The organism is Thiohalobacter sp. COW1 (assembly GCF_016629505.1).
Taxonomy (GTDB): domain Bacteria; phylum Pseudomonadota; class Gammaproteobacteria; order Thiohalobacterales; family Thiohalobacteraceae; genus Thiohalobacter; species Thiohalobacter thiocyanaticus_A.
Map to the genome: position 1 here is coordinate 1,874,339 of NZ_AP024239.1, position 20,530 is coordinate 1,894,868.

Here is a 20,530-nt window from a genome sequence, read left to right on the forward strand (position 1 = left end):
GCGACCGGCGGTTTACATTGCAGACCCATGTCTCGCGAAAATCAGGAATCCGCCCTGTCGCCGGCCCAGGAAGCGCTCGCCCTGGGCATCGCCATCGAGCGGCACAATGCCGCCCACTTTCAGGAGTGGGCCTACCGCTTCCGCGCCTATGACCCCGCCGTAGCGGAATTCCTGTCCGCCCTGGTCGAAGAGGAACAGGAACATGAACGTCAACTGGCTGCGCTGTATCGCGACAGCTTCGGCGAGGACGCACCGATCCCGGAACGGGAACCCCCGACCGAACTGCGGAAATACATCCCCGGCTTCGCTGCGTTCGGTGAACACTTCCTGATCGCAGAGACCTGGGCCGCCTATAACCTGCTCTCCGCCGCGCTGGATATCGAACGCTACACCCGCAACTTCTACACCGAACTCCTGGAACAGACCAAGGACGCCGCCCAGGCCGAAATCTACCGGCAACTGGCCGCCTTCGAAGAGGAACACGAGCGCGCCTTCGAGGAACGCCTGGCCAGGCTGGAACGGGCCCCGACTGTGCCCGCTGACCGCCAGTGCGACGCCAGCAGTAGCAACGAACAACCCTGAATTGCCGTTGCAGGACCTGCCTGAAAACCCTTCTTTCCCTGATCTCCATCAAACAGCCGGACACCAGACCACTGGCAATAGGCAATGGCTGGTCTAGCCTCATAATGGGGTGCCTGTTCATGCGCCCCCTCGTTGACTCATCGCAAAGGAGGCGCAACCATGTCGGTCAGGTTCGAAATCTCGAAAAATGACAAGGGCGAATATCACTTCAAACTACTGAACAATGACGGCAAGACCCTGCTGCGCAGCGAGGGATACAATGCCAGATCCGGCTGTACCAACGGTGTTGAATCCGTACGCAAGAACGCCGGCAATGACGGCCACTACGAAGCCAGGACCGCTTCCGACGGGCGGGCCTACTTCAACCTGAAGGCGGCCAACGGCCAGATCATCGGCACCAGCCCCATGTTCGCCGACACTGCCGCACGCGACGCCGCTGTCGCCGCCACAAAAAAGGAAGCCGCCGGAGCAGCCGTGGATGATAAAAGTTGAAAGGCCGCCCGCCGGTCAACCGCCGTTCGACAACAGATGGGCATGCCGGGCGGCGATGACAGACACAAAAAGGCCACCGTAAAGGTGGCCTTTTCCAATAAGGGGTCGGTGACAATTGATAGTACGAATAATTCTCAGTTGTCACCGACCCCTTTAAAAAAGGCATTTTCTCGGCCTTTAACCGCCAAAGCTATATAAACCTTCCTTGGTACGCTGCACCTGGCCGAGGGCGACCAGGGTTTCGAGCAACTCCTCCACCTTGCGGGTCTGGGCGCGGTTGAAGTGACGGGCGACCTGGGTGCTGGTGAGCGGCGCCGGGGCGGCGAGCAGGGAGGAACGCAGGGCCTGGACCTGCTCGGGCAATTTCTTCGGCCAGGCCGGTTTCTTCTGCGCGGCGGCGGCCACCGGCATCTCTTCTGCCGCCATCTCGCCCTGCTCGGCGCGGGTGCCCTCGGGGTTCTGGAACTCCGGCCGCAGCCAGCGGATATGGCCGCGCGCCTCCTCGGCAGCGCGCTCGGCGTTGAGCGCCACCAGCCGCGCGAGCAGTTCCTCCTCGGCCTCGGCCTGCTCGGCGGGCTTGTCCGGGTAAGGCGTAGTGCCGCCGGGTTTGCCGACCAGGGCGGAGGCAAGATCGCCCCAGCCGTAGGCGTCGAGAACGGCCCGGTCGAGTTCGTCGTGCAGTTCCGCCAGCACCGAGACCAGGCCCTGTTCGTGGATGGTCTTTTCCTTCGGCGTCAGGCTTTCTCCCCGGCGCAGCTTTTCCAGCACGTTGTACATGCCGGTCAGGGTGAGGTCGGGATGTTGGTCCTGCTGGTGCTTGCGATGGGTGTCGAGTTGTTCGGCCAGGCTGCGGATGCGTGTTGTTTGAGCCTCCGTTGTTTCGGGAAAGGGAAATGTCTCAAAGCAACGGGTTTTCACATAGACAGGGTCATTCCCTGCTCCGAGGTTGCTCCCAGTTGCGAATGACCAGGCAACGTGTAGACGCGAGCTTAACGCGCCAAGAATAACGGCATCCTCTACAGTTATATTTATTAGCTTGTTGTCCGGAAGGATATCTATGTCAAGAAAGACAAAAAACCTGTGCTTGCTGGTCTCAACCGTTGCAATATACCGCCTCAATCCAGTTAAGGCTCGCCGCAACTCTTGCCGTGGCTTTCCGAAAAGCCACCAGTATTTTGCATAACCGGCACCATCTTTTGTATGAGCTTTAGCATCGCGATCCGGTTTGATGCGTTCGCTTACCCATTGGTAGGCTTCCGGATAATGGCGACGTATATCTTCGGCTTCAAGCCCGAACAAGTCGATCACCAGCACACCGCGCGGCGTCTTCGTCAGATCCCGGCCGTTGCGATACTGGCGAATGTGCCGCTCCAACCCCGGAATCCGGCCCAGGCCCAACTCGGCGGCCTCATCCGGGGTAACGATGAACCCCGCGCCATGCAGTTTCACGCCAGGTGAACTGATACCTTCACAGGCACGCAGGTTCACGGCTGAGGTCACATCGGCGCCGATGCTGAGGTCGGCGTGCAGCTTTCCCGGCTGCGTGCTGAGCTGTACATCCTTACCCTCACCGTCCCCTTCTCTCTCGGCCTGGACCTGCAACAGCTTGCCCGGATGCTCACCACCGGTACCTACTGTCATGGCGATCCTGACTGCCGCGCCATCAGCGGCATCCACCCAGGGATGATCGGGAATAGCGAACACCAGCGACAGTGGCTGCTTGTGGTCGAGGTGTAGCTTGACTACTCGGCGGTTAAAGGTCTGGCGCAGACTGTTGGTGGTGATGAGACCAAAGCGGCGGATTGATCCGGCGCGGGCCAGGTTGGCGGCCTTGTGCCACCAGTACATGACATAGTCGGCGGATTCGGGGACGTCCGGATAGGTCTGGCGCAGGGCCTCGACATAGCCGTCGCCGAAGGCCGTACGCATGCGGGAGGCGCCGATGAAAGGCGGATTGCCGATGACGAAATCCGTCTCCGGCCATTCCGCCTTGCGCGGGTTGAGGTACTGCTCCACCGTGCGCGTCGCGCTTTCATCCGGCACCTGTTCGCCCGTGACCGGGTGGGGTTTCATGGTGTGACCGTCCCAGCGGGTGACGGGTTTGCCGTGCTCGTCCGTCACCAGTTCGATCTTGTCCCAGTCCAGTACGGCGTCGCGGCATTCGATGTTGTGGAAATCCTTGAGCACCGGCTCGGGCGGGTTGACGCTGCCGCGGGTGCGGAAGTGCCATTGCAGGTAGCCGATCCAGAGCACCGCCTCGGCGATGCGGGCGGCGCGCGGGTTGGTCTCCAGGCCCAGCATCTGGTGCGGGTCGACGGTGATACCTGCCATTTCCAGCACGCCCTGGGTGTCGCCCAGGGCGTCGAGGGCGTTGAGCACCTCGCCTTCCAGGCGCTTGAGGTGTTCCAGGGTGACATAGAGGAAGTTGCCTGAGCCGCATGCCGGGTCCAACACGCGCACGCTGCACAACCGGCGGTGAAAGGCGTGCAGTTCGGCCAGGGCCTTGTCGCGCTTGCCGTCGCGGTCGTGCTTGAGCGCGGTGGCCTGGGCGATGGCCCACTCCTCGCGCAGGGGTTCGATCACCGTGGGCAGCACCAGGCGCTCGACATAGGCGCGCGGGGTGTAGTGGGCCCCGAGCTGATGGCGTTCGCGCGGGTCGAGGGCGCGTTCCAGCAGGGTGCCGAAAATCGACGGCTCGACATGTCGCCAGTCCGCCCGGGCAGCCGCCAACAGCAGGTCAAGCTGATGCTTGTCCAGCGGCAACGCGGTGGGATCGGCGAACAGGCCGCCGTTGAAACGCAGCACATCGCTGCGCAATTCGGCCGAGAAGCCGCCATGGTTCATGGCCTGCCACAGGCCGGGGGTCAGGCGGGTGAACAGTTCCGGCTGCTTGCGCACCTCCTCCAGCAGGCCGGTGAAGCTGCGCTCGGGCAGCAGACCCACATCCTCGGCGAACATGGTGAACAGGCAGCGCATGAGAAAGGCGGCGACGGCATCGGCGCCATGGCCGGCAGCCTCCAGCGACTTGGCCAGGCTGGCCAGCTGCCCGGCAATCTCGCGCGTGACCCGGGCGGAGCGCCGCGCCGGGTCCAGCGACAGCGGATCATTCCAGATGGCTCGCAGGGTATCCTGGACCTCGGGCCGGTGCAGGTCCTCCAGGCGGATGCGGTGCGAGCGCGGATCGGGGTAAGGCACATAGGTCGCGCCCGAGCGGGTGAACTCGGCATAGATTTCGATGTTGCGGCCGACGTCGACCAGGATGACGAACGGCGGCCGGCCTTCTCCGGCCGGCAGGGCGCGGGCATATTGCTGGGCCTGGGCATGGGCGCGCAGCATGGCGTTGTCCCAGCCCTTGGAGTCGAGTTCCAGGTTGGTCTGCTTGGCCTCGCACACGAAACTGCCGCGGCGGTAGAGATCGATGAAGCCGTTGGAGGTGCTGCCATCGGGGTGACGGAAGCTGACTTTGCGTTCGAAGACGTAGGCGTTTTCCTCGGTGTCCAGGCTGGCGGGATCGGGACGGTCCACCTCGAGCAGCGCGCACAACTCGGTGAGAAAGAGCTGGTAGTTGGCACGCTCGCTGCCGCTGGCATTGTGCCAACGCTGAATGAAGTCCTGGGTGCTGCTCTCGCCTGACACGCCTATCGATTGCCTGTTGGTCGTTATTATCTGGACTGCAAAGCCCGAGTACTCAATAAAACGAAAATCCGCTCCCGGCGCAACCAGGCAGCCGCAAGCCCCTCCGCTGCCGCCGCATGTCTACATAGCGTCTACATGAAAAAGCCCACTCGCGGCGGGCTTCATCAACTCATTGATTTTATGGTGCCGGAGAGAGGAATCGAACCCCCGACCTACTGATTACGAATCAGTTGCTCTACCGACTGAGCTACTCCGGCGGCGGCGGCAAGTATAAAAGATGCCGCGCGCGGGGTCCATTTTGGTTTTCAGGGGGTTAGGGGCTACCTAACGCCCGGCGGCGGTCTTTAGATACCCCCTCACCCTGACCCTCTCCCCCTGATAGGGGGAGAGGGGATTGTTTTGGGGTCTCTCTCAGGCGGCCCAGCCGAGTTCCTTCGCTTTGGCACGGGCCTGGGCGGGGACATCGGTCTGCACGAAGTGCTTGTGCAGGACCTGGACACCGATCATGTGGTTGATGACGGCGTCGAGCTGGACCTGGGTGGAGGCGCTGGTCTCGGGGTCCTCGTGCTTCTCGAACAGGGCGCGCACGCCGGCCGGATCCAGGATGCCGGCCTGCTCGATGGCCTCGTCGGAGAGGTAGCGGTCGGCCAGGGCCTTCATGGCCGCCCATTTCTTCGGGTCGGTATGCGCGGGCGGCGCCATGAAGGCGAACTTCTCGCGCTCGTACAGGACCTTGGGCAGCAGGCCGCGCATGGCCTCGCGCAGGACATACTTCTCGGTGCGGCCGCGGATACGCATGGTGACCGGCAGTCTGGCGGCGTACTCGGCCAGGTGGTGATCCAGGAAGGGCGGGCGCGCCTCCATGGAGTTGGCCATGTCCACGCGGTCGCCGCCCCAGGTCAGGATCTGTCCCTCGAGCATGGTCTTGATCCAGACGTACTGGGCCTTGTCCAGCGGGTGGCGGCCTTCCAGCATGTCACCGTCCAGCGCCTCGGCGATGGCCGTGCCGGGGGAGTAACCCTCCACTTCCTTGCGCAGGCTCGGGTGCAGCAGCGGTGCGACATGCTCCGACGCCGACAGCCAGGGCTGCAGGCAGCTGGGGGTGAAGCCGACCAGCTTGTCCAGGGCGGGATCGTCGTACTCATCCTCGGCCAGCATGGCGCCGGAGAACAGCTTGTTGGATTCGGCCAGCATCTGCTGCATGACGGCGCGCTCGGCCTCGGGCAGGGTGTCCAGGCCGTGGCGGAACAGGTCCATGCGGAAGGCCGGATAGCCGCTGAACAACTCGTCCGAGCCCTCGCCGGTGACCACCACCTTGTAGCCGGCCTGGTTGACGTGGCGGCTCATCAGCAGCTTGGCCACGCCCAGGGTGTTGTAGATGGTGCGCTCGGCGTGCCACAGGGTCTCTTCGAAGTTGTCGTAGAGGTGGCCGGCGTTGAGCATCATGATGTCCTGGTCGGCGCCGACCGACTCGGCCATCTCGCGGGCGATGGCGGACTCGTCGTAGTCGGCGTCGTCGAAGCCGATGGTGAAGGCCTTGACCGGCGACTGCTGGGTGGCCGCGGACATGCCGAGGATGGCGCAGGAGTCGATGCCGCCGGACAGATAACAGGCCACGGGCACGTCGGCCTCCAGTCGCAGCTGCACGGCCTCCAGCAGCTCCCGGCGCACGCCTTCGATGTATTCCTGTTCGTCGTAGTCGTCCTCGAGCTGCGGGCCGCGCTCCTCCATGGTGGGGAAGTCCATGTCCCAGTACTTGAAGTCGCGGATCTTGAACTTGCCGTGGGCGCGCTCGACGATCACCGCGTGCCCGGGCTTGACCTGGTGGATGTTGTCGAAGGCAGTGCTGCCGGGCACCACCGTCTGCATCAGCTGATGGTATACACCTTTGGCATTGAAGCGGCGCTGCACATCGGGATGGGCGAACAGCACCTTGAGTTCGGAGCCGAACACGAACTGGCCGTTCTGCTCGGTCCAGTACAGCGGCTTCACCCCGAAGCGGTCGCGGATCAGGATCAGGCGGTCGCGCTCCCGGTCATACAGCGAGATACCGAACTCGCCGCGCAGGTAAGGCAGCATGTCCTCCAGGCCCTTCTGCGGATACAGGTGCAGCACCATCTCGGAGTCGCTCTTGGTGCGGAAACGCGCACCGCGCGAGGTGAGATCGGCGCGGATGCGCTTGTAGTCGTAGAGCTCGCCATTCATGGCCAGCATCAGGTTGCCGTCCTCGGAGACGAAGGGCTGTTTGCCGCGGTTCTCGTCCAGGTCGATGATGGTCAGACGCGCATGGCTGAAGCCCACGCCGCGGTCCTGCATGACGTGATAGCCGAAGCCGTCGGGGCCGCGGTGATACTGGATGGCGGCCATGGCCACCAACTGGTCGGGGTCGATCTGCTTATCCGGATCGGCGTGCATGTAGCCGGCGATTCCACACATAGTCTTGAAACCTTCTTAAAGAGTTAACCTAATAATTGCATAAAAAACGGACGTAGGTTGGGTCAGGTGCACAGCACCGTAACCCAACATGCCGCGGGTTGTCGGGTTACGCTGCGCCAACCCGACCTACGGACTCGTAACGCAGAACCAGTCGGCCGGAGATTATTCGCTACGCTCACCCCTTCGGGGCCGCCCTGCGGGCGTTCTGCGCTCGCAAGCTCGCTTGTGCCACGGCGCTCCCCATAGAACCCCTTCGGGTTTCATTATGGGTACCCTACCCTCCGGGTCAGGGCATCGCAATGACGTGAGTCAGTCAGGAGCGTATCAGGTCGACAGATCCATCACCTGGTAGATGCGCTGGGTGATGGTGGTCAACAGTGCCATGCGGATATAGACCGCGCCGCGGGCCTGGGCGAAGTACCAGTTGTGCGGTGTAGCGTCCAGGTCGGTGGACAGTTCCTCGCCGCGCGCCAGCGGATGCAGGATGATCGACCCGGGCTTGAGCGGTGAGTTGGCGGTAAGCGCAAGTTCCTCGCCCAGGCGCTCGAAGGTATCGCCGACCCAGGCGATGGAGTTGATGTACACCACGTCCAGTCCGGGCAGCTCGTCGTTGAGCCGCCGCGCCACCCGCAGGCTCAGACCGGCCTGCTCCAACTCCGCCTTCTGACCATCGTCGAAGGCATCCTCGGTATCGCAGATGATCACGATCTCGCTGATGGCCTGCGGAAACAGCGACAGGAACAGCAGCAGGCTGCGCACGGTGCGCATGCGGGCGGGCACGCCGATGATGCCGATGCGGATCCTGTCGGCCTCGGCGACCTGCGCATCCAGCAACTCCGGGCGCCATTTGAAAATCGCATAAACATCGGCCAGGGCCTGGGTGGGATGCTCGTCGATGCCGTTACCGGCATTGATGATGGGGATGCGCAGGGATTCCAGCATCTCGTAGACAGCGGTATCGCTGCTGTCGCGCAGTACAACCAGGTCGCCGTAGTTGTTGAACATCTCGGCCACGTCGGCCAACGACTCGCCCTTGGCGATGCCGGTACTGGCCGGATCGGTGATGGACATGATATCGCCGCCCAGGCGGTGCCAGGCCGATTCGAACGACAGCCGGGTGCGGGTGCTGGGCTCGTAGAAGGCGCTGATCAGGATCTTGCCGGCCAGCGGCGGCTGCATCAGATGCGGCGTGGTCTCGTACATGGCGGCCATGCGACACAGCTGGGCCACGGTGCGGCGGTCGAACTGACGGGCGGAGACCACATGCCGGTTGGCCAGATCCACCAGCGGCTCGGGGTCTTCCTGCACATGTTCGACCAGGGCCAGGGGACGCTCGTTGCCGCGGGTGCCGTCCTTGGGCTGAACCGGCTCGCGCAGCAGCGCTTCGTACTCGTTCACCAGAGATTACCTCGCTTCCAGTCGCGAATCAGCATAACCAGCAGCGCCACCGGCGCGATGGCGGTGATCACCAGGGCGATGCTGACCAGTATGGATAAAAAATCCTGGCTTGCCATCATGCAGTCTGCTCCTCGCCGGGGTGGGCCTCGCACAGCCTATCCCAGTCGTAGTCCTGCGGCCAGAGCCAGGTACTGACCAGCACCAGCGCCATGGACACGGCCGCACCGGTCAGGGCGGCGACGTAGAAACCGATCATGTGATAGGCAATGATACCGGCAAGACTGCCCAAGGCCATGCCCAGCACTGCACCGACGGTGTTGGTGCGTTTCCAGAACAGGCCGGCGGCGATGGGCCAGATGGTGCTGGCCACGAAGGCGCCGGTGAAGTGCAGCACCTGCGCCAGGGTACCGAGCTGCAGGGCACTGACGATCCAGGTGAGGATCCCCAGGCCCAGGATGGTCCAGCGGGTAGCGCTGCGCAGTTCACCCGGCGCGGCCTTCGGCCGCAGGTGACGGCGGTAGATGTCCTCCACCAGCAGGATGCTGGTCGCGGCCAGCAACGAGTCCAGGCTGGAGGACAGGGCCGAGAACACCATGATCAGCACCAGCACGGCGCCGGTCACGCCCAGGATCTCGCTGGAGACCAGCGGGCCGACCATGTCGGCGGCCGGCACGTTCACGTCCATGGCCGGCGCGGCCAGGGCGATGAAGCCGGCAACGATCGGGATGGGCGCCCAGAAGATGCCGGCGGTGAAATAGGCCTTGAAGCCGACGTCCTCGCGAAAGGCGAAGGCCCGGCTCCACCAGACATTGGAGTGGAAGATCTCGCCGACGCCGAACAACAGGTTGTTGAACAGGAACATGATCGCCGCCGGCATCAGCAGATTGAGCAGTTCCGGCCGCTCGCGGGTCACGCTTTCATGGATCTCATCGAAGCCGATCTTGTCGATGGCGAGATAGGCGATGACGACCAGCCCGGTCAGGATCAGGATGGCCTGGATGAAATCGGTGCCGATGACGGCGCGGAAGCCGCCCAGCAGGGTGTAGCCGACGCAGATCACCAGAATCACCGACATGCCGTAGATATACTCGATGCCGGTCAGGGCGTTGATCAGCTTGCCGCCGGCCATGCCCATGCTGACCAGCCAGCCCAGGCCGTAGACCAGCGAAATCACCAGGAACACATACCAGGCGGTGCGCCCGTAGCGCAGCCGCACGAAATCGCCGCTGGTGTAGCCGAACGGCATCAGCCGGCGGATGCGCCGCGCCAATGGCGCGAACAGCAGCAGTCCGACCGAGCCGAGCGAGTAGCCGAGCATGCCCCATACGCCCATGCGGTAGGCCAGTTCGGGCGCGGTCATGGTGGTATTGCTGGTCACCCAGGTGGCCATGGCGGTGGCGGTGCCGAGCGCAATGCCGACCTTGCGCCCGGCCAGCACGTATTCGTCCAGTTCCTGTGCCTTGCGGCCCCAGAACCAGCCGAGAAACACCCAGATCACGCTGAAGATGGCCAGGATGGTCCAGCCGATGGTCGGATCCAGAATGGCGCTGTTGACGCTATTCATCGGTCACCACTTCCCTGATTTCGTCGATGATCTCGTGGGTGGTCATGACCCGGGCATAGCGGTCCTTCATGGTGGTGATGGTGGCCTGCTGCAGTTCCGGCGTGACGGTGGCGCAGGCATCCTCCACCAGGGTGACGTAGAAGCCGAGATCGCAGGCGTCGCGGATAGCGGTGGAGACGCACTCGTTGCTGTACACACCCACCACCACCAGGCCGGTGATGCCCAGGTTGCGCAGGATATATTCGATGTTGGTGGAGTTGAACACGCCGCTGGCGGTCTTGTTGATCACGATCTCGTCGCCGCAGGGGGCCACCAGTTCGATGAACTCGGCCTCCTTGGAACCCGGCGCGGCATGCAGCCCCAGACGCTTGTGGCCCGGACCGCGATCACGGCCGTTCTGGGTCAGGGACTGGATGCGGGTATGGATCACCTCGAGACGGTTGTCGCGGAAGGCGTCCTGCAGCCGGCGCACGTTGGGCAGCACCACGTGTTCCAGGCGGTCGAAATAGTACTCCTGCGCGGCAATCGGCACGCCGGAGCGTTCGGCGTCGGCGAACACGCCATGGCCGCGGGCGGCATCCAGGTACTGCAGATCGATGCACAGCAGCGCGGTGTTGTGCCGCTCGAGGGATTTCTGCAGCGCCGGAACATCGGTGATGGATTCGCGGTAGGTCTCCCGCAGCGGATCAACATCGGTGAACTGTTCGATCTGTTGTGCTTCCCGTTTGTTGTCTTCCATAGCTATCGGCTTCTGGTTCCGGATTCGTTTGCCTCATTGCGATGCCCTGACCCGAAAGCAGGGTACTCATAATGAAGCCCGAAGAGGTTCTATGAGCGTAGCGCGGCAATCCCGTAATGCATGATCAGACTCAGAACCGAATGGCACTTACTTTAGCTGTCATTGCGAGCGCAGCGTGGCAATCTCATACCGCGGAATCAGTCGGTTGGAGATTGCCACGTCACTTCGTTCCTCGCAATGACGGGTGTTAATCGGGTTAAGTAAATACCATTCGACTCAGAACCCTCATTGCTCGGCCGCCAGCCGGTGCAGCACCTGCAGCGCCAGGTTGGCGCCGCGCTGGATATCCTCCCAGTCGGTCCATTCGGCCGGGGAGTGGCTGCGCCCTTCCTTGCTGGGGACGAAGATCATACCGGCGCGGGTCAGTCTGGCCAGCATCTGGGTATCGTGGGCCGCGCCGCTGGGCATGCGCAATGTCTCCATGCCCAGTTGATCGGCGGTCTCGGCGATGGTCTCGATCAGGCCCTTGTCGCAGTGCACCGGCTCCAGTTCGCTCAGCACCTCGAACTCGAACATCAGATCGCGGCGGCGGGCGATGGTGGACAGGGTGCGACGGCAGGCATCATTGAGCTGCGACAGCACCTGGGGATCGGTATCGCGCACCTCGAGCGAAAACTCCACCGTGCCCGGCACCACATTGGCCGCGCCGGGGAACAACTGGGCCCGGCCGATGGTGGCGACACTGGCCGGACTGCCGTGCTCCTCCAGGATGCGGTTGATCTCCATGGCGAACTCGGCCAGGCCCTGGAAGGCATCGCGGCGCATGGTCATGGGCGTGGTGCCGGCATGGTTGGCGGCGCCGATCAGGCGCACGTCCCACTTGAACAGCCCGGCGATGCCGTCGACCACGCCGATGCCGACGCCGTGGCGGTCCAGCACCGGGCCCTGCTCGATGTGCAGTTCCAGAAAGGCGTGGATGGTCTCGGGCCGGCGCGCCGCGCGCAGGGCATCCATGGCGTTCATGCCGCGGGCCTGCATGGCCTCGACAATACTGATGTTGTCGAGGTCGCGGGCCTGATGGATCTTCTCCGGGGTGAGGAAACCGCACAGGGCCTGGGAGCCGAACATGCCGCCGAAGCGGCCCTCCTCGTCGGTGAAGGAGACCGCTTCCAGGGGAAAGCGCAGGGGAATGTCGTGATCCTTGAAGCAGCGCACGCATTCCAGTGCGACCAGCACGCCCAGGGCGCCATCCAGGTGCCCGGCACCGGGCACGGTGTCGGCATGCGAGCCCATCATCACACTCGGGCGTTTGCCGTCCCAGCCCAGACGGGCGTGAACATTGGCCGCGCCGTCGACGAACAGTTCCAGCCCGGCCGCCTCGATGCGCCCGGCCAGCCACTCGCGGCCGGCCATGTCGCCGTCGCTGAAGGCCATGCGGTACAGGCCCATGTCCTCGCGCCGGCCGATCTGGGACAGGGCCTCGATGTCGGCCTGCAGGCGGGGGAAATCGATTTCAAAGGGTGCTGACATAAACGGATCCTTGTCCGGCTCAGTCGTCGCGCGCGCCGCGCGTGATAAGGATGACAGTGGCCACGAACACCACCAGCCCGACGGCGAAGAAACCCAGGGCGCGGGACAACGGATGGTGGCGCACCTCGACCGTCACCGCCTCGCTCCAGGCCGAGGGGCCGGGGTCGACCACCCGGACCCGGTAACTATAGTCACCGTCGGGCAGACCGCTCAGCTGGGTGGCCGTGTCGGGTCCCCGGTAGCGGGTGCGGGTCTGGGTGAACCCCTGCGCCGCGGACTGCTGGAGTTCGTAGACCGCCCCTTCTTCGCCGCCCTGCCAGCTGAGCCGGAAGTCGCCGGCCGTGGCCAGGGACTGGCTGGTTTCGAGCACGGGCGGAGCCGCCCGGACCGGCAGGGCAGCAGCGAACAACAGCAGCAGGCCCGTCAGTCCCAGCGACCGCAGGGCGCGGGGGTCGCGGATTTTGTTCAGTCTGGATAAAGGCATCTGATTCTGGCTCCGCAGCTTGTCTGTGTGCGGCTCCGAACAGTCGATATTATTGCACAAAACTATTTATTCGCAAAACAACATCAATGAGTTACCGGATAGAACGTAGGATGGGTGAAGCGAACGCAACCCATCGCAGCGGTTGGCGCAATGATGGGTTAGGGCATGCGCCTTCCCCCATCCTACCCGGATGAAACAAGGTAATCGAAGAGCGGCTCAGTCGCCGTTGCGGATCCGGATGATGATATCGACGCCGTCGGTGACCGTCCCCGGGGGCGGGGCCGGCAGGCGCGTCAGGCTGCACTCGCTGGGATCGATGTCGGTCAGGCTGCCGGTATCGACATTATAGAAGTGGTAGTGGGGTTCGGTGTTGGGATCGTAGAAAACCCGGCTGGGATCGACGATGACCTCCCGCACCAGCCCCTTGCTCGCGAACAGGCCGAGGGTGTTGTAGACGGTGGCCTTGGAGACGCGGGCGGTATCCTGGTTGACCATCCGCAGCACATCATCGGCCGACAGGTGCTGGTCCCGTGCGAACAGGACGCGCGCGATCTGCACCCGCTGCTGGGTGGGCTGGATATCATGCTGCGTCAGCAGGCCCATGGCCTGCCTGGCATCCAGCGGCTTGTGGACGGTTGTTTCCATGACGACGGATTATAACGCCAACTTTTAGAACAAGTCTATATCCAGCCCCTGAAACATGGCCTGGCCGGACCCGATTTACCCAATTTTTTCAGGGTCATAGTCGGCCGGCGGCAGAATCGGCTCGCGCCCGAGCAGCAGATCCCCGAGCAGTCGGGCCGAGGCCGGCCCCATGACCACGCCGTTGCGGAAATGCCCGGTATTGATATAGAGGTTGCGCAGTACCGGGTGGCGGCCGATGGCCGGGATACCGTGCGGCGAGCCCGGCCGCAGCCCGGCCCAGTGGTGTTCCACCGGCGCCCGGGCCAGGTCCGGCACCAGCGTGGTGGCAAACCGCAGCAACTCATCTTCGGCCTCGGGGGTGGTGGTCTTGTCGAACCCCGTATACTCCAGGGTGCTGCCGGCCAGGATGCGGCCGTCGCGACGGGGGATCAGGTAGTGGCCGGAGGCAAGCACCATGTGCCGCAACTGCCCCGGCTCGGCCCGCAGCAGCAGCATCTGGCCGCGCACCGGCTCGATCGGCAGGCTCCAGCCGGTCGCGGCCAGCAGCCGGCCGGTCCAGGCCCCGCCGGCGACCACCAGGATCTGCACCGGGATCTCGCCCCCGGTCGTGGCCACCGCCGTGACCCGCCCGCCGGTCTCGTCGCACACACAGGCAGTGACCTCGCAGTGTTCGCGCACCGGCACCTCCAGGGCGGAGAGCGCGCCGCGCAGCGCCTTGACCAGCCGCGGGTTACGCACCTGGGAGACGAACGGCAGCCACAGGCCCGCGCCGGTATCGGCGGCCAGGGCCGGTTCCAGGGCATGGACCCCGGCCGGGTCCAGCGCGCGCACCTCGCGCCGGAAGCGCACCGCCCAGTCCTGCGCCTCCGGCTGCTGGTCCGGGTCCAGGACCAGCATGCCGCTGGGTTCCAGTTCCGGGTCGATCCCGCTGAGTTCCCGGATATCGCCGATCCAGTCCGGGTAATGATCCTGACTCCAGCAGGCCAGGGCATTCACCGGATCGGGGTAGCGCCAGGGATAGAGCGGCGAAAGGATACCGCCGCCGGCCCAGGAGGACTCCTGGCCCACATCGCCGCGTTCCAGCAGGCTGACCTCGCAGCCGGCGCGGCGCAGCACATAGGCGGTGAACATGCCGATGATGCCGCCGCCGATGATGGTGACAGGCTCTGATGTGTATGTCTGTGTATTCATCAACCTCGCCAACAGCGGGCACCGGCAAACCCCGAGCCCAGCACCGGCCCGTCCTGATCCAGCGCGAAGGCCCCGCAGGGATCTCCGGCCTGGGCCCCGTTGCGCCGCGGCCGGGCGATCACCCGGTAGCCGGCCGGACCGCGGGCGCGCAACTCCAGCCGGTAATGCCCCGCCAGTGACTGCGCCGTCCCCCAGCCCAACTCGGCCAGGGTCGCGTAGTCGGTATCCTGGGCCCGCCACTGTTCCTGCTGCAGCTGGATGCGCAGCAGGGTGGTCATCGCATCCTGCCGCCGCACCCGCTGGAAGTGCTCGACGAAGCCCGGCCAGGCCAGGGTTGTCAGCAGCGCCACGATCACCAGCACGACCATGAGTTCCAGCAGGGTCAGGCCCGAATGCCGCCTGCCCGGGCCGGGTTTCACCAACCCGTCATCCCCGCGCAGGCGGGGATCCAGTACCTTTGGCATCGGTGGCCTGCTGGATTCCCGCCTGCGCGGGAATGACGTCCTCGGGACCAGCCTCATCCGGGGCAGGCCCCGTCTGCGTATCACGTTCATATCGCCTCCTTGCGTAATCCCTCGCTGACAGAATCCGTTGTCAGCGGCTGGCAGGCACGCGCCCGCCATCCCCCTATACTAACACCCGCACACCTTGGAGACAGGATCATGGACGATCACGACCAACGGGGTGTCACCCTGATCGAGGTATTGCTCGCGCTCGCCCTGCTGGTGCTGCTGATCACCCAGGCCGCGCCCGCCCTGGGCCAGTGGCTGGAACGTCAGCGCCTGCACAGCGTCGCGCGGGCACTGGCCGCCGACCTGCAGCAGGCCCGCCAGGAGGCGATCACCCGGGGCGGCAACCAGCCGGTATACCTGCACTTCCGCGCCGGCGGCAGCTGGTGCTATGGCCTGTCGCGCCAACCCGACTGCGACTGCAGACAGACGGACGCCAGCCACCCCGAGGCCTGCCTGTTCACCCGCCGCAACGTGCAGCGACTCGAGCGCCGCGACGCCGGCCCCTGGCCCGGTATAACATTGAAGCGTGCCGCCTTCACCCTGGGGCCATCCTTGCGCTTCGACCCGCTGCGCGGGCTGGCCAGCGCCGGCCGGCTGGAATTGGAAAACCGTTACGGGCAGCAGCTGCAGGTGCGTGTCAGCCCGCTCGGACGCATCCGCCTCTGCCGTCCCGGGGCGCAGGGGGCATGGGGGGTCGCGCCATGCTAGCCCGCATTTTTCACCGCCCTTCTACTGCGACGGCCCCAAGGCGCGCCCTGACCGGCTTTCGCTCGGTCGGAGTGCTCAACATGGTATCGACTATGCCTGCGCGCTCCTCGGTCGCGAAAGCCAGCCATACCGCACCCTGGAACCGCCTCGCGACGAACGGCGGTAAGAAATGCGGGCTACACCAGCGCGGCTTCACCCTGACCGAACTGCTGATCGGCAGCACCCTGGGCCTGATCGTACTGGCCGGCGCCCTGCGGCTGTATCAGGGCAACGCCCTGGCCACCGCCGCCAGCCTGCGGCTCACCCGGCTCAACTACGAGGCGCGGGAACTGCTCGGCCACATGGCCGTGGACGCCCGACGCAGCGGCTACTGGGCCGGCACCCCGGGGCTGGATGCGCCCGCCGACAATCCCTTCATGCAAGCCCCGCACACCCTCCGCACCGGCCGGCATCCCGGCGAACCGTCCGCCTCCTGCCTGCTCTACAGCTATGACCTGAATGCCGACCGCGAGGTCGGGATCGGATCGCTCACTGCCGTCGGACCGCATACCAACCGGGCGAACATGGAACTGTTCGGCTTCCGCCTCAGCCGCGGCCGGCTGCAGCAGCGCCAGGGCGGGCGCCACCACGGCTGTGATGCCGGACGCTGGCAGAACCTGACCGGCAGCGACACCCGGGTCACCCGGCTGGAATTCCGGCTGCACCGCGATTGCCTGAACCTGCAGCGGCTGGGGCAGGCCTGCCGGCGCGGCGAACCGGCGCAACTGCTGCGCCGCCTCGACATCCGGCTGAGGGCAGAGAGCCGCAGCGACCCGGACGTCAGCGTCACCCTGCAAACCCGCGTGCGGCTGGCCAACGACCGGCTGCTGCGGCAGTGGTGAAACCATGCGGATACGACGCACCCAGACCGGCCTCGCCACCCTGACCACCGTGCTGATGCTGATTGCCGGGGTGTCCGCCCTGAGCCTGACCATTGCCCGCACCACCCATACGGAACAGCGTCTGGCCCACAAGCAGGCCGATTTCACCCGGGTCCGGTTCGCCGCCGAGGCCGGGCTGGAATTCGCCATTACCGAACTGCGGCGCAATCCCCTCAGCTGGCTGACAGTCTCCCCCGATCGGGAAGTCGCCGTGCCGCTCGCCACGCCGCCGCCCGTGCGCACCGCCAGCGGCGACCGCTTCGGACTCAATATCCGCTACGAACGCCACCCGCTGCGGCCGAAATACCTGCGCATCCACGTCGACACCCAGGCCACCCTGGCCCCGGACATCACCGGCATCGTGCAGCAGGCCGTGCGGCCCTACACGGTCCTCACCGAAACCGCCGAACAGGCCCCGCCGCTGATCCTGGCCGGCTGCCTGTCCCAGCCTCACGGGCCGGCCGATCTCTATCCCCGCAATGCCGACCGGCACAATGCCGGCACCGCCGCCTGGACCGCATCCTCCCTCGCCTGCCTCCACACGACCGGCCTGGATCTGCACCGCGGCACCCTCGCCGCCCTGGCCACAGGCCAGCCCGACCTGTGGCCGGCCCTGCTGGCGGTCAGCCGCGCCCGGTTCCGGCAACTGGCCGACGATCACCGCAACCGGCTGGCGGAGGCCCGGCGCCGCTACTGGTGGGCCCGGCCCGGCGACCTGCGCCACGGTCGCTGGCACCGCAGTCTCGGCACACCGGACCAACCCGTGGTCCTGGTCTTTCCCGCCGGTCTCGGCTGTCCCGCATTCCAGACCGGCGTGCGCATCCACGGCTTCGTGTTCATCGACGCCGACTGCGGCGCCGCGCCAGCCTGGGACAGCCTGCGCATCTACGGCAGCCTGGCCGTCAACGGTGATCTCAAGCGCCTGTCCGGCTTCACCCGACTGGCGCACATCGAGCAGGCCAGCGGCCACCTCTCCGAACTGCGGCTGCCGATCTACGAGGTTGCCCGCATCCCGGGCAGCTGGCGCGACTTCTGACCATGCGGACTCGGAAAAAACAGTCCGGAATCAGCCTGATGGAGGCCCTGATCACCCTGGTCATCCTCGGCATCGGCCTGGCCGGGGCGGCGAAGTTCCAGGCCTTCGCCCTCACCGGCAACCGCGAGGTCAAGAACCGGGCCGAGGCGGTCAACCTGCTGCGCGAACAGGCCGCCCGCCTGCGCCATTTCGCCACCCTGCAGCAATATCAGGCACTTCCGGCCCACGGCAGCCGCCAGCATGCCGGCACCCTCACCACCTATCACCTCGACTGGCAACTCACCCCCGCCCCCGGCGGCGACTGGAAACGGCTGACACTCAGGGTCCACTGGCCGACCGCCACCGGCCCCCGCCGGGAGGCCATCCAGACCCTGATCGCCGGCCACGAGCCCGCCCGCAGCGGCTGGCGTCTGAAGTAAATCCTTAAACTTCCTGCTTTTCCCTGCCGCTACCCTTCACTGCCCGCAGCAGCCCGGATTCGACCCTGAATCCGACCGCTCATCGGCCATTGGCGGCCACTCGTCGCCAGAATACTGACACTTGCACGCCGGACAGGTATGACTGGACCCATGAAAAGCGCACACGGATTCACCCTGATCGAACTGATGATCACCCTGGCATTGGCGGCCATCATCCTGACGCTGGGCGTACCCAGCTTCACCGAGACCATTCGCACCAACCGCGTCGCCACCCAGGTCAACGAACTGGTCACGGCCCTGAACCTGGCCCGCAGCGAGGCGATCAAGCGCGCCACGGCGGTGACCGTCTGCGCCAGCGCCGACCAGGCCACCTGTTCGGGCAGCAACGACTGGCGCACCGGCTGGATCGTGGTCACCGACGACAACACCAACACCACCGGCTCGCCCAGCGAGAATACCGTGGTGCGGGTCTGGGGCGCCCTCAAGGGGGTGGCCAACGACGACTGGGGCGCCGATTACGTACGCTACCAGAGCACGGGCATCACCAATGTCAGCACCACCCTGACCCACGAGATCAGCGGCTGCTCGGGCAACCAGGCCCGCGAGATCGAGATCAACGCCGCCGGCCGCATCGATGTCACAGAGATGAGTTGTTGAACCCATGAACAAGGCACGCATCCACAACACGACACATCGCAGCGCCCGCGGCTTCACGCTGCTCGAGGTGCTGATCGCGGTGCTGGTCCTGTCCATCGGCCTGCTGGGCCTGGCCGCGCTGCAGGCGACAGGCATGAAGAACAACCACAGCGCCCACATCCAGTCGCAGGCCACGATCCTGGCCTACGACATCCTGGACCGCATGCGCGCCAACCGGGACGCGGCCCAGAACAACGATTACGACCTGGCCCTCAATGCCAGCGCGCCGAGCGGAAGCACCATCGCCGAGACCGACCTGGCCCAGTGGCGGGCCCAGCTGGCCGCCTACCTGCCCTCCGGCACCGGTTCGGTCAACGTCAACGGCGACATGGCCACTGTCATCGTCCAGTGGGACGACACCCGCACCGAGGATGGCTCGGCAACCCAGCAACTTCAGTTTCAGAGCGAAATATGATGCACGCCAGACACACCTCCATACCGGGCCGTGAAGCCGGCATCACCATGATCGAGATCATGGTCGCGCTGACCGTGAGCCTGATCCTGGCCGCCGGGGTCATGCAGATCTTCATCAGCAGCAAGTCGACCTATCACATGCAGACCGAATCGGCGCGGCTGCAGGAAAACGGCCGCTTCGCCGCGGAGTTCATGGCCCGCGACATCCGCATGGCCGGCTATACCGGCTGCGCCTCCCGCCCAAACGACGAAACGACGCCCAGCGATCGTGTCACCAACACCCTGAACAGTTCGAACCAGCTCGCCTACAACTTCACTGTCGGCATCGAGGGCTTCAACGACGTCAGTAGCGCCCCGACCTACCTTTCCGCCGCCGGCATCACCCCGGTCTCCGGCAGCGACGTGGTCATTGTGCGACGCAGCAGCGACGCCGGTGTCCGCGTATCGCAGAACAACAACGGTGGGCAAGTGTTCGTCGAACACAAATCCACCCAGAGCGGCGCATGCAGCGGCGGATCGGATATGCTCAGCGGCCTGTGTGTCAATGATATTGTCATGGTGTCCGATTGCCAGAAGTCGCGTATTTTTCAAATCACTCCCACGATCACTGCCACCGGCAACGAACTTAATCTCACGCATGTCTCTTCCGGCTCACCCGGCAATGCCATCGCTTCCTGGGGAGGCGCCAGCGCACCGGAGGAGGAGCAGTTCGGCCCCGGCTCGGAGATCATCAAGATCGTGACCTACGCCTACTACATCGCCAACAACGCCGACGGCATCCCCTCCCTGTACCGCACCGAGGGCACCGCCGCCACGACTCTGGAACTGATCGAGGGCGTGGAGGACATGCAGGTGGAATACGGCGAGGACACCATCGGCGAAATCGACGGGGTGGCCGACGTCTACCGCACGGCCAACGCCGTGGTCGACTGGGAGCGGGTGGTCAGTGTCCGGCTCTATCTCATGCTGCGCAGCGACAGCCCCAACGTGACCGACGGCGCCCAGCCGGTGCTGTTCAACAACACGACCGTCACGCCTGCGGCCAGCGACCGCTATCTGCGGCGGGTACTGACCAAGACCATTGCGCTGAGAAACAGGACCAGCTGAACGCGGAGTTGGCGAGGACAA

The 20,530-nt window shown here is 65.0% G+C and carries 20 protein-coding genes and 1 tRNA gene; 9 read left to right on the top strand and 12 right to left on the bottom strand.

The window, feature by feature from the left end; translation table 11 throughout:
• Positions 1–27: 27 nt before the first annotated feature.
• Both COW1_RS08735 and COW1_RS08740 read left to right on the top strand, forming a co-directional pair.
• Positions 28–582, top strand: a complete 555-nt coding sequence (locus tag COW1_RS08735; RefSeq protein ID WP_201343921.1) for a ferritin family protein — start codon at positions 28–30, stop codon at positions 580–582.
• A 159-nt stretch (positions 583–741) separates the two neighbouring features.
• Positions 742–1,074: a YegP family protein gene (locus tag COW1_RS08740; RefSeq protein WP_201343923.1), complete on the top strand. Its 333-nt coding sequence runs from the start codon at positions 742–744 to the stop codon at positions 1,072–1,074.
• Positions 1,075–1,251: 177 nt separating this feature from the next.
• On the opposite strand, the gene COW1_RS08745 is transcribed toward COW1_RS08740, so the two are convergent.
• From COW1_RS08745 to COW1_RS08795, 12 genes are all read right to left on the bottom strand, one after another.
• Complete coding sequence (locus tag COW1_RS08745; protein ID WP_201343925.1) at positions 1,252–4,710, bottom strand: class I SAM-dependent DNA methyltransferase; 3,459 nt, start codon at positions 4,708–4,710, stop codon at positions 1,252–1,254.
• 181 nt (positions 4,711–4,891) lie between these two features.
• Positions 4,892–4,967, bottom strand: a tRNA-Thr gene (locus COW1_RS08750).
• Between the two features lie 154 nt (positions 4,968–5,121).
• Positions 5,122–7,146: an asparagine synthase (glutamine-hydrolyzing) gene (gene asnB, locus COW1_RS08755; RefSeq protein WP_201343928.1), complete on the bottom strand. Its 2,025-nt coding sequence runs from the start codon at positions 7,144–7,146 to the stop codon at positions 5,122–5,124.
• Between the two features lie 324 nt (positions 7,147–7,470).
• Positions 7,471–8,547 carry an aspartate carbamoyltransferase gene (locus tag COW1_RS08760; protein WP_096365194.1) on the bottom strand — a complete coding sequence of 359 codons (1,077 nt, stop codon included), beginning with the start codon at positions 8,545–8,547 and terminating at the stop codon, positions 7,471–7,473.
• Positions 8,541–8,663 (bottom strand): hypothetical protein, encoded by a 123-nt coding sequence (locus COW1_RS17125; RefSeq protein WP_255405053.1) that lies wholly within the window; start codon positions 8,661–8,663, stop codon positions 8,541–8,543. The genes COW1_RS08760 and COW1_RS17125 overlap by 7 nt, the downstream gene beginning before the upstream one ends.
• A complete protein-coding gene (locus COW1_RS08765; RefSeq protein ID WP_201343930.1) occupies positions 8,660–10,108 on the bottom strand; it encodes a sodium:solute symporter family protein in 1,449 nt (482 codons plus the stop codon). Before COW1_RS08765 ends, COW1_RS17125 begins: the two co-directional genes overlap by 4 nt.
• The gene (locus COW1_RS08770; RefSeq protein WP_096365190.1) at positions 10,101–10,847 is read right to left on the bottom strand and encodes a cysteine hydrolase family protein; all 747 of its coding nucleotides are present in this window, start codon (positions 10,845–10,847) and stop codon (positions 10,101–10,103) included. The genes COW1_RS08765 and COW1_RS08770 overlap by 8 nt, the downstream gene beginning before the upstream one ends.
• A gap of 285 nt (positions 10,848–11,132) precedes the next feature.
• Positions 11,133–12,377, bottom strand: a complete 1,245-nt coding sequence (locus COW1_RS08775; protein ID WP_201343932.1) for a Zn-dependent hydrolase — start codon at positions 12,375–12,377, stop codon at positions 11,133–11,135.
• Positions 12,378–12,396: 19 nt separating this feature from the next.
• Positions 12,397–12,861, bottom strand: coding sequence for a fibronectin type III domain-containing protein (locus tag COW1_RS08780; RefSeq protein ID WP_201343934.1), 465 nt, complete (start codon positions 12,859–12,861; stop codon positions 12,397–12,399).
• A 216-nt stretch (positions 12,862–13,077) separates the two neighbouring features.
• Positions 13,078–13,506, bottom strand: coding sequence for a Fur family transcriptional regulator (locus COW1_RS08785; RefSeq protein ID WP_201343936.1), 429 nt, complete (start codon positions 13,504–13,506; stop codon positions 13,078–13,080).
• Between the two features lie 75 nt (positions 13,507–13,581).
• Complete coding sequence (gene thiO, locus COW1_RS08790) at positions 13,582–14,697, bottom strand: glycine oxidase ThiO (RefSeq protein WP_201343937.1); 1,116 nt, start codon at positions 14,695–14,697, stop codon at positions 13,582–13,584.
• Complete coding sequence (locus tag COW1_RS08795) at positions 14,697–15,161, bottom strand: type IV pilin protein (RefSeq protein WP_201343938.1); 465 nt, start codon at positions 15,159–15,161, stop codon at positions 14,697–14,699. The genes thiO and COW1_RS08795 overlap by 1 nt, the downstream gene beginning before the upstream one ends.
• Positions 15,162–15,359: 198 nt before the next feature.
• Between COW1_RS08795 and COW1_RS08800 the strand changes: the two genes are divergently transcribed.
• The 7 genes from COW1_RS08800 (at position 15,360) to COW1_RS08830 (ending at position 20,509) form a co-directional block, all read left to right on the top strand.
• Entirely contained in the window at positions 15,360–15,917 is a 558-nt protein-coding gene (locus COW1_RS08800; RefSeq protein WP_201343939.1) for a GspH/FimT family pseudopilin, read from the top strand.
• Positions 15,918–15,997: 80 nt separating this feature from the next.
• Complete coding sequence (locus tag COW1_RS08805; protein ID WP_201343940.1) at positions 15,998–16,798, top strand: prepilin-type N-terminal cleavage/methylation domain-containing protein; 801 nt, start codon at positions 15,998–16,000, stop codon at positions 16,796–16,798.
• A 4-nt stretch (positions 16,799–16,802) separates the two neighbouring features.
• Positions 16,803–17,873: a PilX N-terminal domain-containing pilus assembly protein gene (locus COW1_RS08810; protein ID WP_201343941.1), complete on the top strand. Its 1,071-nt coding sequence runs from the start codon at positions 16,803–16,805 to the stop codon at positions 17,871–17,873.
• Positions 17,874–17,875: 2 nt separating this feature from the next.
• Positions 17,876–18,292 (top strand): prepilin-type N-terminal cleavage/methylation domain-containing protein, encoded by a 417-nt coding sequence (locus COW1_RS08815; protein WP_255534158.1) that lies wholly within the window; start codon positions 17,876–17,878, stop codon positions 18,290–18,292.
• A 150-nt stretch (positions 18,293–18,442) separates the two neighbouring features.
• Complete coding sequence (locus COW1_RS08820) at positions 18,443–18,949, top strand: GspH/FimT family pseudopilin (RefSeq protein ID WP_201343943.1); 507 nt, start codon at positions 18,443–18,445, stop codon at positions 18,947–18,949.
• 4 nt (positions 18,950–18,953) lie between these two features.
• Positions 18,954–19,403 (top strand): type IV pilus modification protein PilV, encoded by a 450-nt coding sequence (gene pilV / locus COW1_RS08825; RefSeq protein WP_201343944.1) that lies wholly within the window; start codon positions 18,954–18,956, stop codon positions 19,401–19,403.
• Complete coding sequence (locus COW1_RS08830; RefSeq protein ID WP_096365166.1) at positions 19,400–20,509, top strand: PilW family protein; 1,110 nt, start codon at positions 19,400–19,402, stop codon at positions 20,507–20,509. Before pilV ends, COW1_RS08830 begins: the two co-directional genes overlap by 4 nt.
• Positions 20,510–20,530: the final 21 nt, after the last annotated feature.